The sequence below is a fragment of the Bacillus sp. JZ39 genome (genome assembly GCF_053903145.1).
Genome location: NZ_CP096389.1, coordinates 285,018 through 300,287, shown reverse-complemented (window position 1 = coordinate 300,287; position 15,270 = coordinate 285,018). Strand labels below are relative to the sequence as shown.

Genomic DNA, 15,270 nt, shown 5'->3' with positions numbered 1-15,270 from the left:
CATGTTATCGGCTTCTTTTTTTGCGCTGAGCTTCTTTTTTGATAAACGTCCAAACTCCCTGAACTGCAAATCCGATTAATAGCAAAACGATCAATAGCAGGGTAATAGACGGACCTGGCGGCGTCCCGAGCTGATAGGATGATGTCAGTCCCGTAAATACGCTGAATAATGAAATGAGTATGGCTGTAATGAAAACCATGTTAAAGCCTTTTGCAATTCTGATGGCGAATGCTGCCGGCAATACGAGCAGGGCCGATACAAGAAGGACCCCGATGATCGGAATAATGACTGAAATCGCAAGGCCTGTGACAATACTGAATGACAACGAGAGAACGTTTGTATTGATTCCCGATGTTTTGGCTGTTGCTTCATCAAACGTCAGCAGGTAGAGCGGCCTTCTCAGTACGATAAAATAAAGCAGGATCAGCAGTGTGATAATACTGATAATATAGACCTGCTGCTGGTTTACTGTCACAAGCGATCCAAATAGGTATTGATCGATGCTCATATTGGCTGTGCCTTTGGAAAGGCTGATTAAAAACATCGCGAAGGACAAACCAGCTGCCATTAAGATGGCAATGGACACTTCTGAATAAGTCCGATACGCCCGCCGCATGTATTCAATTCCGATCGCGCCGATGGTCACGACGACTATGCTTGCTGCGGTTATATTGGTGCTGAGAAAAAAGCCGATGGCAACACCTGACAATGAGATATGTGAAAGTGTGTCAGCCATTAAGGCCTGTCTTCTGAGAACGAGATACACTCCTAGTATCGGAGCCATGACGGCGATCATGCCGCCTGCTAGAAAAGCTCGTCGCATGAATTCCAAGTCAAACATTTCCATCCGCCTTTTTCTCCTCTCTCTAATCGAATCACTTTATCTAAAAATTGCTGTACTTCGTTTTGTTCGTGAGTAACCATCACAACTGTGCGATTGTGATTTTTCACGAGGTGATGCATAAATTCGTAAAATCCTTTTCTGCTGTCGTAATCAACAGCTGTCGTCGGTTCGTCCAGCATCAGCAGATCCGGGTTGCTGGCGAGCATTCTGGCGATACAGATTTTCTGTTTCTGTCCGCCTGATAAATCACCGATTTTACGATGGCGGAGCTCCCACATTTCCACCATTTTCAGTGCTTTTTCTACTTCAAGATGATCTTCTTCATTTAAACGTTTAAACCATTTCCCTTTTGTATAGCGGCCTGACTGAACAAGCTCCAGCACCGTGCTCGGAAAGCCGGCATTAAATGAAGAAATTTGCTGCGGGACGTACCCTATGGTCAGGCGTTTCCCTTCTGTATTCCTTTTACTGATCGTCACTGTGCCTTCCCACGGTTTCAGCATGCCGAGCATTACCTTTATGAGCGTCGATTTAGAGGCGCCGTTTGGTCCAGTGATGCCGACGAACTCACCGCTTTCAATATCAAGTGATACTTTATCTAAAACAGGCGTATGGGAATAGCCGAAAACGATATCTTTCAATGAGACGAGATTCATGTTAATCTTCCTTTCTCACAAAGAAATAGTGTGCACCCTCCGGCGCACACTATCTTATGATTTAACCAATAGTGAATCTTTCAGGGCATCGAGGTTTTGTTTCATAATGTCGATATACCCTAAACCTTTATCCTGTTCTTCTTTGCTCAAGCCTTCCAGTGTATTCAGCACTTCTGTCTTCGCGCCGATTTCACTGGCGAGCGTATCTGCGACCTTTGAGGATGCAATTTCTTCAAAGTAAATGACTTTTACATTATGTTCTTTGGCATATGTTTTCAGCTTTGCCAAGCTGGCTGCGCTCGGTTCTTGGTCAGGTGAAAGCCCTGCAATCGGAACCTGCTTCAAGCCGTATTCTTTTGCCAGATAGCCAAAAGCTGTATGCTGCGTGATAAATTCTTTTTTCTCCGCTTTTTTTGCGGTTGTACGATATAGTTTATCAAGATCCTGCAGTTTTGCAATATATTCTTTACTATTTTTCTCATAGTATTCTTTGTTATCCGGGTCCTGCTTCACGATTTGCGCCGTAATATTTTTAACTTCCTTCTGGGCCAGAACAGGGCTAAGCCATACGTGAGGGTCCATTGCATGACTGTGCTCATGCTCCCCATGATCATGCTCTTCGTGTTCTTCTTCAGAGCCTTCCATTAAATCAATGCCTTTGCTTGCATTAACGAAAACGGCATGGCCTTGGCCCATGCTTTTTTCAGCTGACGGAACCCATGTCTCCATGTATTCACTATTATAAACGAACAAATCAGCATCCTGAATGTTGGCAATGTCTTTCGGCGTCGGTTCCCAATCATGCGGTTCAACGGAAGATGGGATTAACAGATCCACATCGCCTTTGTCTTTTACAATTTGTTTTGTGAATTCATACATCGGGTAGAACGTTGTGACAACGTGCAGTTTATCACCCTTTGAATCCGCCGACCCTTTTGTTGATGAGTTACCGCATGCTGCAACTAATAAAAAGCACGCTGCAATCACAAACAAACCGCTCCATTTTTTAAACATATCGTATATCCCCTCTTTTTCAGTAACTTTAAATCAAAATGATAACGATTTTGTAATCCTATATCATAATAAACCGAAGTCATTACGTTTTGCAAGAATAAATTTCATTTTCATTTATTCTTCCCGCCTGCAGAGCGAATATATGTACAAAAAAAACCCGGCTAAAAATGCCGGGCTACTTCAATCATTAGTTTGTTTTGTCCAGAAGATAGACCCTGCTCTCATAAGGCCGGAACACCATTTCGTCAGCAAGATCATCGTTGTTATAATTGCTGAGAAGCAGAGAGACCTGAGCTTTGCCGCAGTTCTTAGGCCACTGAAAAACAGCCTGCTCTTTTGAAAAATTATTGACCGACAAAAGCTGCTGTTTACTGTTTTCTCTCATGTATACAAACAACTGCGGATCGTCCAGAAGCAAAAGATCAAAGCTCCCTTTCATGAGGTCAGCGTACTGCTTTCTCAGGCTGATCAGCTTTTTGTAATAGTTTAAGACAGAATCAGGATCTCCCTGCGCTTCCTCCACATTGATTGCGGTGAAGTTCGGATTGACCTTCAGCCAAGGCGTGCCGTCAGTAAATCCGGCATTTTTGCCGCTGTTCCACTGCATCGGGGTCCGGGCGTGATCCCGGCTTTTGGCTAAGATCGATCTCATCACATCATTTGGATCATAGCCTTTTTCAAACACCCGTTTATGATACATATTGATCGTTTGGATATCTTTGTAGTCTTCAATCCGGGTAAACGGCGCGTTTGTCATCCCGATTTCTTCTCCCTGATAAATATACGGCGTGCCGTTCATAAAATAAAGTACGGCTGCCAGCATTTTCGCTGATGCTTTGCGGTATTCCCCATCGTCTCCGAATCTGGACACAATCCGGGGCTGGTCGTGGTTGCACCAAAACAATGTATTCCAGCCTTGATGCTCAAGCTTCTTTTGCCATTTTGTCAAAACCGATTTTAAATCAGAAAGCTCAAGGGGCTTCAAATCCCAATGTTCTTTTCCGGGCTGCTGATCAAGCTCCATATGCTGAAAGTGAAAAATCATATTCAGCTCATGCTTATCTGTTCCCGTATATTTCAGGCCTTCTTCCGGTGTGACACTGCCGACCTCTCCGACAGACATGACATCATATTGGGAAAACACTTCATCTGTCATTTCTTTTAAATAGTCATGGATTCGTTCGCCATTTGGCTGAAAGGGCTTCGGCTCTGCCTGCTGATTGATATAGTCCTCATACGAAGGAAGATATTCTTTCTTAGAAATGAGATGGAGCTGATCAATTCGCAAACCGTCGACCCCTTTATCGAGCCAAAATTTCATCATGTCATACACCGCCTGGCGAACTTCGGGATTTTCCCAGTTTAAATCAGCTTGTTTGACGGCATTCATATGGAGATAGTATTCTCCGGTGTGCTCCTCGTATTGCCAGACCGGGCAGCCATAGTCTGACAGCCAGTCTGTCGGCGGGCCGTTCTTTGTGCCGGGACGCCAATAATAATAGCTGCGGTATTTGCTGTTTTTGTACAGCTCCGCTTCTTTAAACCACGGATGCTCGACCGAGGTGTGATTTAACACAAAGTCCATCACCAGCTTTAATCCCCGCTGATGCACCTGGTCCAGCAGCTCGTGAAAATCGTCCATTGTTCCGTAAGAATCCATAATCGCCTTATGGTTTGTCACATCATAGCCGTAATCAACATTCGGAGAAGGATAGATCGGGCAAATCCAAATCACATCTGCCCCGAGTTCCTTTATGTAGTCAAGACGGGAAATAATCCCCCGCAAGTCCCCAATTCCGTCTCCATTGCTGTCCTGAAAGCTTCTCGGGTAAATTTGGTACACCACTGCATCCTTCCACCAGTCCGTTTTCATCCCGCAATCCCCCTGTTTTGTCTTCTATTCAAGCTGAGATGGATAAAGTGTCATTCCGCCGTCGACGAAAAGTGTTGCGCCGGTCACATAGCTTGCTTCCTCAGATACGAGCCAAGCTGCTGCTGCCGCCACTTCTTCAGGCTTTCCGAAGGCCTTCATCGGGATTTTTTTCAATTGTTTTTGCCTGCTCTCTTCCTTTTTCGTATCAACATTTGATTCTGTGGCAATGGTGCCGGGTGCTATCGCATTGACGCGGATTCCCTTATCCGCATAATTGAGCGCCAGCGTTTCCGTCATCATCTTGATGCCGCCTTTGGATGTGGAATACTGAACGTTGACAGGGCGCGGAATCTGCTGATGAACACTTGAGATATTCAGCACATTGCCCTTGATATTGTTTTTCATCATGTGGTTAAGTGCTGCTTTCGCTCCCAGAAAGGTTCCGGTAACATTGACATCAATCACTCTCTGCCAATCTTCAAGACTCATCTCATGCGGCATCGCCTCAACGCCGTTAAAACCGGAGTTGTTTACCATTACATCGAGCGTGCCGAAATGCTCTAATGCTGTGTCCAAGAGCGCCTGAATCCCCTCTTCTTTTGACACGTCCGCCTCAACTGCGACGGCTTTCCCCCCGTTCTGCTTAATGATTTCCAAGGTTTCATCGGCTCCAGACGGGTCGCTGTGGTAGTTTACAACAACATTCATTTTCTCCTGTCCGAACCGTTCCGCAATGGCTTTCCCGATTCCTTTTGAAGACCCTGTCACAATCGCTGTTTTTCCGGTTAAATCTTTGTACATACTTGATGTCCTCCTCTGATTTCTCACTATGCAGTGGAAAATACCCTGTTTTTCCGAGTTGAAAACAGCACAAAAAAAGCAGAGAATCTGTAGTTCTCTGCCATTTCCTATTGAAAACGCTGCTCGGCAAGCTTCTTTTTAATATTCATCAGCCTGCGGTAAAAGAAAGCGGCGGACTCGTAATGTTCCAGCTGATTGAAACGTTCCGCTGTATCATGCAGCAGATCTTCGGCGTCTGCAAGAAGCTGCCTGGATTCCAGCAGGTCAAAGCATTCTGTAAGCACGTTCAGGTCACCGTTTCCAAGATACAGCTCATGAATGAGGCGGAATTTCGTCAAGTACATGTCATCCTCCCATTCAGCCGCGCTCTTTATCCCGCGGTCATACGCCTCTACTGCTTTGTCGTATTTTCCCTCTTTACAGTAGATATGGGTCAGTGAAAATACAGCTTGAACAGCTTGCTGAAAGTTGTGCTCCTCAAAAATGGCGGCGGCTGTTTTGAAATAGCCCTCCGCTTCTTTGTAATCACCCAGACTGTACTTACAGTGTCCGACATTATAATAGGCAGCGGCGATCATGTACGCTTCTTCAAGCTGCCTGGCATGATCTAAAGCGCTGCACAAGTGGGTCAGTGCTTTTTCATGATGATACACATCGGTCAAATTTCCGGCGATGATAAATTCACACTGAACCCGGCGGCGACCGTACAGTTCATATTTCGTATAGATATCAAGCGCCTGGCTCGCATAATTCATGGAAAAATACGTTTGTTTAATGTGATAATACACTTCTGCGACTTTAAAAAGAAACTCAGCTTTTTCGATCTCATCCTCGACATACTCGAGCTTTTCCTCGGCATGTTTATAATGGTCAATCGCTAATATGAAATTTTTCTGCTTGAATTCGTACATTCCTCTGAAATAATAAAAGTAATATTCCAATAAGCCCGTGAGTTTTTGCTGATTGCTTTCAATTTCGTTCAGCATATCAGAGAACGGAGGCTTGGTGTCGCTGTCTTTCACCGGCATCAGCTTATCAAGCATGATTCGATGCCGGAATTCCATCAAAGAAAAATATAAAAGCAAGTCCTGGTTCTCTTCCATATCTTCTAAATCGTATTCAATCTCCTGCTTTAACGCTTCTGCTTGATCTGCTTCAAATGCGCGAATGAGCTTGTACCATTCATTCAGCTTTACTGCTACTTCTTCTGATGGAATCTTTGCTCTCATCGGTCTGCCTCCTTCCTCCTGCTACTATTTATGTTATATTTTATCATAGCTGTTCGCTTTTAGAGAGAGTCAATCACTTAAAAGCGTTAACATTCAGCACATCTTGAGAAAGTGAGACCGATATGAAGTTACCAGCAAAAACATTTGTTATCTTATGTATTCTATTTCTTCTAGATCTTTGTTTTAGTTATATTCGGCATGAATGGCATTCTCAAAACGCCTTGCAGGACATGCCTGTCCCCTCGGATCTTCATCCGATTGTGAAGCAGAATGCCGATGCACTCAAAGCCGCTGCAGCGAATAAAGGCATTAACGTCGTCATTACTGAAGGATTCAGGTCCTTTAAGGAACAAGATGAATTATATAAACAGGGACGTACAAAAAAAGGGAATATTGTCACCTATGCAAGAGGAGGGGAATCGTATCATAACTATGGTTTAGCGATTGATTTCGCCCTTCAAAAAAAGGATGGAAGCATCATATGGGATATGGAATATGACGGCAATCAAAACGAAAAATCAGATTGGCTGGAGGTTGTCGAGATCGCTAAGACACTCGGTTTCGAATGGGGCGGGGATTGGAAACGATTCAAGGACTACCCCCACTTGGAGATGATTCCTAACTAGACACCCCTCACAGCCTTTTCTTTTTCCTTATGTGCGCATCAATATAGGAAGGGTAAACCGGCTTATAGACAAGTTTGCAGTGCTGGTCACTGCCTGCTGTAAAATCGGGCTGCCATTCCAGCTTCACATCAAAAGCGGCTAAAAATGCTTCTCTCGCTTCTTCAGCGGAAACATCCGGCCTGTGATTTATCGCTTCCAATTGTTCAGGTTCAATATCAGGCGCCATAAAAGCGTCAATCAACCCAGTTTCCGGATTGACAATGATGCGGGCAGCGCCGAACCGCAGCGGCACTCCTTTATACCAGACAGAAAAATGGTTGCGGACTCTCCCTCTTTCATCAATTCGGACGGGATTCACCCTGAAAAACTCAGCCGCTCTCGGATAGAGGGCATACAAAAATTGAAGCGCTATCTCTTGGCATTCTTCCGTGGAGCATTGGCGGTTGTTCTGCCGCTCCATAAAAGAAAGCGCTGCTTTTAATTTTCCGGTTCTTTTATCCGTCTTCATTTTGATTGTGTTTTTATTTCTCGTTTCAAAATAGCTTACTATGCTTAAATCCTTACGCTCCGGCGCAGCGCCCCTGCGCCATGTGCTTCCAATTTGTTCTCCAAAGTCTCTTTCACTGACTTTCTGCATATCAGAGGTAAAACCCAGCAAGGCAAATATATCAACTTCTTCCTTGTTCTGAAGCGGCGGCAGTGGCGCCGTGTTTTCTATTCTTTCATCTGCGATATGCTGGTCGGGCACAATTTCGTCTACATCTGCGGGATAGCTGTATCCCGGGAGAATCGGTTCATAAACAAGCCTTGGTTCCTGTTCGCCATCAATGACATCGTACATCAGCTCAAAAGACATTGTGTTTAAGTAATGGGACACAACCTTCTCTTTTGCTACAAATTCCGTCGGAACTTCGGCTTTATACCCTTCCCCGTAATATAGAAAGTGGACAATCTGACCGCTTCGTGTCATATCAATTAAAAAACCTGAATTGGGAATCGGAAGCCCCAGCTCCATTTTGGTATAGACAAACCGGATGTGCTGCCCCCGTTCTTCCTTGCCTTGAAAATGAAAATTCATAAATGTACCGGGATGATTGGCAGCGGCAAACTGAAGAGCCGTCAGCTTCAGCTCGGCATCTGGAAGTTGTTTGTCTGTCTCGGAGCGGACAGTTGTTGAAAAGGTGAGCAAAGCGCCGTCATTTCTAAGTTCAACTGTAATGTGCTTTTCCGGATCTTTAGGGTCCTTCCAGATAAAATATGCCTGCCCGTTCTTCTTTTGCTTTTGGTCGTAATCTTCTATCTCAAGCTCATAATGCGTCGGTACATTTCCGATCTCCTGCGCCTTCTTTTTCAGCTGTTTATTAACCAATGAAGTCATCCCTTTCAAAGAGTCTACGACAAAGAGAATCCTGTTTATTATATAAAAAGACCTTTCTTCTTTTAAAGTGAAGAAAGGTCCTTTTCTATTATTGTCATTGTTTTTCGAGATTCTTTCTGTTACTTTCATCACATACTCTCTTCTATATCTGAGGCAATTGCATGACTTTTGGCTGTTTCACCATATGCTGAAGACAGGCTCTCCTGTATGTGCATCGATAAAACGCGGATACACCGGCTTATAGACGAGCCGGTAGCTGTGTTCTTCATCATCCCCGTACTCTCTTTCCCAGCCAAGCTCAACTTTAAAATGCTGCCAAAAGATAGACTTGGCTTGTTCAACTGAAATAGCCGGCACAGGATCAATGGTTGCCAGCTTATTTGGGTCAATATCCGGTCCCATATAAACGGTGATATACCCTGTCTGGCGGCTGACACAAATTTTGATCTGCCCAAATCGGATCGGAACCCCGTGACAATGCGCTTCAAATGTAAAACCAGCGACTGCGTTTTCTTCTTCATCCTTTTCATCGTATCTGATCCTAAAATATTGATCGGCATTCGGAAATAAAGCAAACAGAAAGCGAAGCGCGATTTTTTCGCACTCTGCCAAAGTTACTGTCAGCGGCCCTTTTTCCTCCATAAATGACATGACGCCTTCGAGTTTTCCGGTTTCTTTGTTATAGATGGTTTTCAGCACTTGATGAGTCCGTCCCTTAAACCAGCTGTCCATGCTTTTATCCGCCGGCTGATACACAGGGTCATCCGGATTCCGCCAAACGATTCCGATTCTCCCATCTCCCAAATCCGCTTCCCGCTCTTTGACAAACCCATTTTCAATACCAATCATGCTGTCAGGATCGGCCTTTTCGTGGATGCCCTCGAATAAAGGGAGAGGAAAGCTCTCCGGCTCCCTGTAATCATCATCAACCCCTCCTTGTTCTTCTTGAACCAAATCCGCAGGTACGGTAATCGCCCTACATTCAGGCTCATACACCAAATGCGGCTGATCATCTCCGTTTTTGTAAGCAGAACGATGGAGAACCTCAAACAAAAGGTCGAACTCCACGTCCTTCTTGATAAAGGCAAGTGCCTCTTCAACATCCGCGACCCTCTTTGGCTTGATGATGCTGCCCGCTTCGCCGTAATAGCGGAAGTAAACGATCTCACCTGATAAGGAAACATCAGCCATAAATCCGCTCATGGGGAGAGGAAGCCCAGCCTCCATTTGAACATATGAAAATCTCACTTTATCGCCGTATGCACGGTCATTTTCTTCACGAACAAAGGCAGAGAGTGCCCCCGGATGATGAGTCTCGACAAATTGGCGTATGATATCCTCTAGTTTCTCCTCAGACAGCCTTTCTCCGCTTTCAGGCTCAATATCACGGGAAAGGGATTCCAGCTCCCCGTCCGGTCCAAGTTCCACGATAATGCCGATATTCTCATCCTGAGGATCTGTCCAACAAAAACAGACTCTTTTGTCATCACCGCCATAATCTTCAATTTCCAGTTTTAAGTGTGTCGGCACCCGGCCGATTTCCAGTGCTTTTTGTTTCAGTCCCTCTTTCTTCACAAAGGCAGCCCCTTTCATCCTTCTTAAGTTCCCTCCAACTAATTAAAAAGTAATAGTCTAAAATACACAGTTTTCTGAGTTTACCAGTTTTACCAGAACATTTTTCACCAAAAATAGGATGATGAACCTATTCAATATAAAAGCTAATAATCTTAAAATTAATTCCGTTGTAACTTTTTATAGGTCCATTCATGACAAAGGAGGGCGGAGTTTCCAGAAAATCCGGTGAAAACCGTGAGAAAAGAACTGATTTTTTTGGTTATATGATGCTAATCCATTCAAAAAGATCCATTTCTCAAAGACAAAAGACTCCCTTTCCTAAACCATTTGAGGAGGAAAAATGAATGTTTCAGAAAAAAACGTACGCTGTTTTCCTAATTCTTCTGCTGATGATGTTTACAGCTGCTTGTTCCGGCAGCAAAACAAGCGCGGAGAAGAAAGAATCAGAAACAGAAAAAAGCTCAGATATAGCTCAAGTCAAAATCAAGGATGTCTCTTACACACTTCCGTCTAAATATGATAAGTCCACTTCAGATGACCAGCTTGTGTTAAAAGTCAATGTCGCGGTGAAAAACACAGGAAAAGACCCGCTGAATGTAGACAGTATGGATTTCACATTGTATCAAGGTGATACCAAAATGTCTGACACAGACCCTGAAGACTATAGCGAAAAGCTTCAAGGCAGCACGATTAACGCTGACAAATCCGTTGAAGGAAATCTTTTCTTCGTTGTAGATAAAGGCAAGCAATACGAGCTCAACTATACGCCGGAATCTTACGGTGATAAAAAGCCAAAATCAGTTACTTTTAAAATTGACGGAAAAGACAAAAAAATTCTGGCGACGGCAGATAAGCTCCAAGATTCTGCAAAAGCGTTATCAGCTTATGTTGATGTCCTTCTTTTCGGCAAAGATAACGCCGATTTCGAAAAAATCACCGGCGCTAACAAAAATGAAATTGTAAATGATTTTAATGAATCAGCCAAAGACGGTTATCTCTCAGCTTCCGGCCTTTCCAGCACATATGCGGACAGCAAAGCGCTTGATAATATCGTGAACGGCATTAAAGAGGGATTAAGCAAAAACTCTTCCATTCAAGCAAAAACGACTTCAATCTCTAAAGACGAAGCAATTGTTGAAGCCACAGTTAAACCTGTAGATGCATCTTCTCTTTCAGACCGTATCGAAGACAAAGTGAAAGACTACTACAGTAAAAACTCTAGTGCCAGCTATGAAGAGGCAGTGAAATACGCGCTTCAAGTCTACCCTGAGGAATTTAAAAAGCTTGGACCTGCTTCATCTGAAAAAACAGTCGAAGTAAAAATGAAGAAAAATGACATCGACCAATGGCAGCTTGATATGGATGATTACAGAGCAGCAGAATTAGTCGAAGCATTCATCAAAGAATAAAACACCAAAAGGAAATAGCCTCGGAGGCTATTTCCTTTTTTATTTGAAAATGTCGCTGATGAAATTCACTTCATCTTTGGTGAGTTCAATGTTCAGGGTTTTCAGGTTATCCTGTAATTGCTCAGGTCGTTTAGCTCCTGGAATAATGACATCAATCGCCGGTCTCGTTAACAGCCACGCCAAGGCGACATGTGCCGTATCCGCTTGTTTTTCCTCCGCTACTGCTTTCAGCTTATTTACTTTTTTGAGATTGTGGATAAACGTTTCACCCTGAAATTGAGGTTTATCCTTTCTGAAATCATCAAAGACTGTGTCTTGCGTGAATTTTCCTGTCAGCAGTCCGGACGCAAGCGGAAAGTAAGGAATAAAGGAGATGCCTTGTTTTTCACAGTATGGAAGAAGCTCTTTCTCGGCATCACGCTGTATGAGAGAATATTCGGCCTGGAAGACCTCCAAATAGCCGTCAGCATTAAAATCCTGCAATTGCTGATAATCGAGGTTCGAAGCGCCGATCGCTTTGATTTTCCCCTCATCCTTCAGCTCTTTCAAAGTGCCCGCCACTTCAGCGAGAGGTGTTTTTCCATCCGGAAAGTGAACATAATACAAATCAATGTAATCTGTTTTCAGCCGCTTCAGGCTCTTCTCCACCTCGCTGCGAAGAAACTCCCGGCTATTGTCTAATTCAATGCTGCCGTTCACTTCTTTATGAGCTCCTTTGGTGGCGATGATGAGCTCATTCCGTACGCCGCGTTCCTGTACGACTTCGCCTATTAATTCTTCAGATCGCCCCAATCCATATATAAAGGCGGTATCGATAAAGTTGACGCCGCCATCCAATGCCGTGCGCACTAAATCCTTCCCTGTTTCATCATTTAGATTTGGAAATAGATTATGCCCGCCGACCGCATTCGCGCCGAATCCGATCCGCTTCACCTTCAGCTTCGTTTTGCCGAGTGTACGTGTTTGATCCATTGTTCCTTCTCCTTTGAAACCAATTTTGATGAAAAATAGTGCAGGGTCACTTTTTGTATTAGATATCCTTTTTCTATTTTCCTTCTTTTTTCAGGATATACAAAAAGGAGAAAGTGTATTTCTCCTTTCGCAAGTTTATTTTGGAAGAACCCATTTGTCTTTCAGGAAGCAGGCTCTGGCTAGTAAAAAGAAGATGGCGATGAGCACGGCGATGGTTCCTGACGTAGACAAAATGGCAGCCGGGTCAACCATCCCGAATAAAAGCTGTTTAAATAACGCATGCAGGTTCAGAAACGGGATGAGAAAGTATGATAAGTCAAATTGGTTCGGTGCCTTGCTGAAGATGAAAAACATCGGGAACACAGGCAGAAAGACGACGAGAGACATATAACTTTGCGCTTCTTTTACCGAGCTGGACATGATGCTGATGAAAAGCTCCATCGCAGATATCAGCAATGCAGAGAGCACAATGATTAAGGCTGAAGCGCCGATTACACTCCACATATGATCTCCCAGCTGGAAGGCCGTTTTTAAATTTTCGGTAAATAACACGGTGGACAAAATCAAAAACACCAAAGCCAATACACCTGAAGCCACGGCAAAAGTGGAAACCGCAAGCCACTTGCCGACCAGCACTTTGTTTCTGCTGACTGGCGTTAATAGCAGCGCCTCGATTGACTTCCGGTCCTTTTCACCGGCCATGATATCAAGAGCGATCGGCATTGCGCCGGAAACAATGGAAGTCAGAATCAGCATGGGCAGAATGGCGGAAAGCATAATAGCGGAAGTCCCTTTCTCCTCATCCGCTTCCTTTTGCTGAATCGTAAACGGCTGGATCACCGATTGATCAATATGCTTATTTGTTAAACGTTGCTGCACAATTTCATTTTTGTACTGATCTAAGGCAGACTGCACAAGCTGCATGGCATTTGACGACCCTTGATCGATTGAATTGCCGTAAACATCAATCTTAAAAGGTGTCATGCTGTTGACATATGAGTCGAACTCTTTCGGGACGTTCAGATAGGCATCTGCTTTTCCTTCATCAACTGCCTCTTCAGGCTTTGCAAATGTTTTTACGCTGATTTCGTCAATCTCATTAAGCTTGCTTTCCAGTGCGGGCGGAAGCGAATGGCCGACAGCCAGCGTGTACTGCTCCCCTTTGTCGGACAGCATGCTTTCATAAAAGAAGACAAGTCCAAGCATCATAATCATCGGCACTAAGATTGTGAGTAAAATCGTTTTTCTGTCGCGCAAAGCGTCGATCATTTCTTTTTTATAAATATGGCTCAGCATTTAAGAAATCCCCCTGACAAGCTTAGACATAAAGATGTAATTCAAATCCTCACTGCGCTCGCTCTCGTATAGTGATTCAAGCGCCCCCCGGTAAATCACCTCTCCGCTGTGAATCATGATGACACTGTCACAGAGCGCCTGCACTTCCTCCATAATGTGGCTGGAGAAAAGAATCGTTTTTTGTTCTCTTTTCAGCTGCTGTATAAATTCGCGGAAGATGTTGCTTGACGTAATATCAAGCCCAGTTGTCGGCTCATCAAATAAAATGATGTCCGGATCGTGAATCAGCGCTCTGGCAATGGCGACTTTCTGCCTCATGCCTTTCGAAAACCCGCCCACTCTCCGGTTCATATAATCGCGCATGCCGAACCTTTTCGATAAATCTTCTATTCTTGCTTTGATCTCGTGGCGGTTCAGCCCATACAGCCTGCCGAAGTATTGGAGATTTTCTTTAGCGGTCATCCTGTCGTAAAGCCCGGTTTCTCCTCCGAATAAGACACCGATTCTTTTTTTGACTTCAGCCGGCTGCTTGACCGTGTCAAAGCCGTCTACTGTGATTACACCCTGTGATGGTTCAAGCAAGGAAGCAATCATTCTCAGCATCGTTGTTTTGCCGGCACCGTTTTCTCCGAGAATGCCGACGACTTCTCCTTTTTCAATTGTTAAGCTTACATCTCGCACCGCTTTGACTACTTTTTTCTTATCCTGAAACCTGCGGCTGCAATCGGTCAGTGTAATCATGTCACAATCTCCCTTATCTTTATTTCTAGTAATGACTATATAAGAAAAGCTGGATTAGTTGGATAAAGTTGTCGCGAAGAGTTCTTTTTATGTCGCGAAATGGGATAGAATAAAGATGATTCTATGTAACTAGGGGAATGATAATGGTAAAAGTCGGACTTGTAGATGATTATCGAGTAGATTTAGAGAAGCTGGAAGCGATCGTGTCAAGAATGCAGGACGTCGAAATTGTCTTTTCCACCGATTCAGCGGAGGAAGCCTACAGGCGGGTAAAGAATGGAGACATTGATCTGCTGCTTGCCGATATCGAGATGCCCCATATATCTGGCTACGAGCTTGCTGATTTGATCAAATCCCATTCACTTGATGTGGATGTGATTTTTGTTACCGGCCACGGCGGTTATGCGGTTCACGCCTTTGACCTGAACGTCCATGATTATATTATGAAGCCGTACTATGCCGACCGTCTGGCCGCTTCCTTCGACCGGTACTTGAAAAAGAAAACGGAAACGAGTTTGAATGGGCGTATATTGATAAAGCAAAAGTCTGAAATGCACGTCCTGCAAAAGAAGGATATTATTTTCGCAGAACGGACGGGACGTTCGACGACGATTGTGACAACCGCCGAAGAGGTGCAAACGTATCAAACATTAAATGATATTAAAGGCGACCTGCCCGAAAAAGATTTTCTTCGTTCGCATCGTTCCTTTATTATCAACATTCATTACATAAAGCATTTTTCCGCTTATACCAAGCATTCATTCACAGTTTCCTTTGAGGGAACGTCTAAAAAAGCGATGATCACCAAGCAGCAGCTTGATTATTTTCAAAACTACTACTTTTGAGGAGTTCAGAA

General features: G+C 44.1%; 15 protein-coding genes. 4 read left to right on the top strand and 11 right to left on the bottom strand.

Annotated features, from left to right (window positions below; all coding sequences use genetic code 11):
• Positions 1-4: 4 nt before the first annotated feature.
• From znuB to rapJ, 6 genes are all read right to left on the bottom strand, one after another.
• Positions 5-847, bottom strand: a complete 843-nt coding sequence (znuB, locus tag M1D65_RS01640; RefSeq protein ID WP_003246340.1) for a zinc ABC transporter permease ZnuB — start codon at positions 845-847, stop codon at positions 5-7.
• Entirely contained in the window at positions 805-1,500 is a 696-nt protein-coding gene (gene znuC, locus M1D65_RS01635) for a zinc ABC transporter ATP-binding protein ZnuC (protein WP_014475714.1), read from the bottom strand. Before znuC ends, znuB begins: the two co-directional genes overlap by 43 nt.
• Positions 1,501-1,554: 54 nt before the next feature.
• A complete protein-coding gene (locus M1D65_RS01630) occupies positions 1,555-2,514 on the bottom strand; it encodes a metal ABC transporter substrate-binding protein (RefSeq protein ID WP_003234733.1) in 960 nt (319 codons plus the stop codon).
• Between the two features lie 187 nt (positions 2,515-2,701).
• Positions 2,702-4,387, bottom strand: a complete 1,686-nt coding sequence (locus tag M1D65_RS01625; protein WP_456270739.1) for an alpha-glucosidase — start codon at positions 4,385-4,387, stop codon at positions 2,702-2,704.
• Between the two features lie 24 nt (positions 4,388-4,411).
• On the bottom strand, positions 4,412-5,188 hold the full coding sequence (locus M1D65_RS01620; RefSeq protein WP_003234739.1) for an SDR family oxidoreductase: 777 nt from the start codon (positions 5,186-5,188) through the stop codon (positions 4,412-4,414).
• A 107-nt stretch (positions 5,189-5,295) separates the two neighbouring features.
• The gene (gene rapJ, locus M1D65_RS01615; RefSeq protein WP_003234740.1) at positions 5,296-6,417 is read right to left on the bottom strand and encodes a response regulator aspartate phosphatase RapJ; all 1,122 of its coding nucleotides are present in this window, start codon (positions 6,415-6,417) and stop codon (positions 5,296-5,298) included.
• A 122-nt stretch (positions 6,418-6,539) separates the two neighbouring features.
• On the opposite strand from rapJ, the gene cwlK reads away from it, so the two are divergent.
• Positions 6,540-7,043, top strand: coding sequence for a peptidoglycan L-alanyl-D-glutamate endopeptidase CwlK (cwlK, locus tag M1D65_RS01610; RefSeq protein WP_021481861.1), 504 nt, complete (start codon positions 6,540-6,542; stop codon positions 7,041-7,043).
• A gap of 7 nt (positions 7,044-7,050) precedes the next feature.
• Here cwlK and M1D65_RS01605 read toward each other — a convergent pair whose 3' ends face one another.
• Positions 7,051-8,412 (bottom strand): YcdB/YcdC domain-containing protein, encoded by a 1,362-nt coding sequence (locus M1D65_RS01605; protein WP_456270738.1) that lies wholly within the window; start codon positions 8,410-8,412, stop codon positions 7,051-7,053.
• Between the two features lie 186 nt (positions 8,413-8,598).
• Positions 8,599-10,014: a YcdB/YcdC domain-containing protein gene (locus M1D65_RS01600; protein ID WP_456270737.1), complete on the bottom strand. Its 1,416-nt coding sequence runs from the start codon at positions 10,012-10,014 to the stop codon at positions 8,599-8,601.
• 173 nt (positions 10,015-10,187) lie between these two features.
• On the opposite strand from M1D65_RS01600, the gene M1D65_RS01595 reads away from it, so the two are divergent.
• A complete protein-coding gene (locus M1D65_RS01595) occupies positions 10,188-10,340 on the top strand; it encodes a hypothetical protein (protein WP_021481864.1) in 153 nt (50 codons plus the stop codon).
• Positions 10,341-11,405, top strand: coding sequence for a DUF4352 domain-containing protein (locus M1D65_RS01590; RefSeq protein WP_003234750.1), 1,065 nt, complete (start codon positions 10,341-10,343; stop codon positions 11,403-11,405).
• 39 nt (positions 11,406-11,444) lie between these two features.
• Here M1D65_RS01590 and M1D65_RS01585 read toward each other — a convergent pair whose 3' ends face one another.
• The 3 genes from M1D65_RS01585 to natA all read right to left on the bottom strand — a co-directional run bounded on the left by M1D65_RS01585 (position 11,445) and on the right by natA (position 14,414).
• Positions 11,445-12,377 carry an aldo/keto reductase gene (locus M1D65_RS01585; protein ID WP_456270736.1) on the bottom strand — a complete coding sequence of 311 codons (933 nt, stop codon included), beginning with the start codon at positions 12,375-12,377 and terminating at the stop codon, positions 11,445-11,447.
• A gap of 135 nt (positions 12,378-12,512) precedes the next feature.
• Positions 12,513-13,673: a sodium ABC transporter permease NatB gene (gene natB, locus M1D65_RS01580; protein WP_072173729.1), complete on the bottom strand. Its 1,161-nt coding sequence runs from the start codon at positions 13,671-13,673 to the stop codon at positions 12,513-12,515.
• Positions 13,674-14,414 (bottom strand): sodium ABC transporter ATP-binding protein NatA, encoded by a 741-nt coding sequence (natA, locus tag M1D65_RS01575; RefSeq protein WP_015252894.1) that lies wholly within the window; start codon positions 14,412-14,414, stop codon positions 13,674-13,676.
• A gap of 143 nt (positions 14,415-14,557) precedes the next feature.
• Here natA and natR point away from each other — a divergent pair, with 143 nt between their 5' ends.
• Positions 14,558-15,259, top strand: coding sequence for a two-component system response regulator NatR (gene natR / locus M1D65_RS01570; protein ID WP_116316155.1), 702 nt, complete (start codon positions 14,558-14,560; stop codon positions 15,257-15,259).
• Positions 15,260-15,270: the final 11 nt, after the last annotated feature.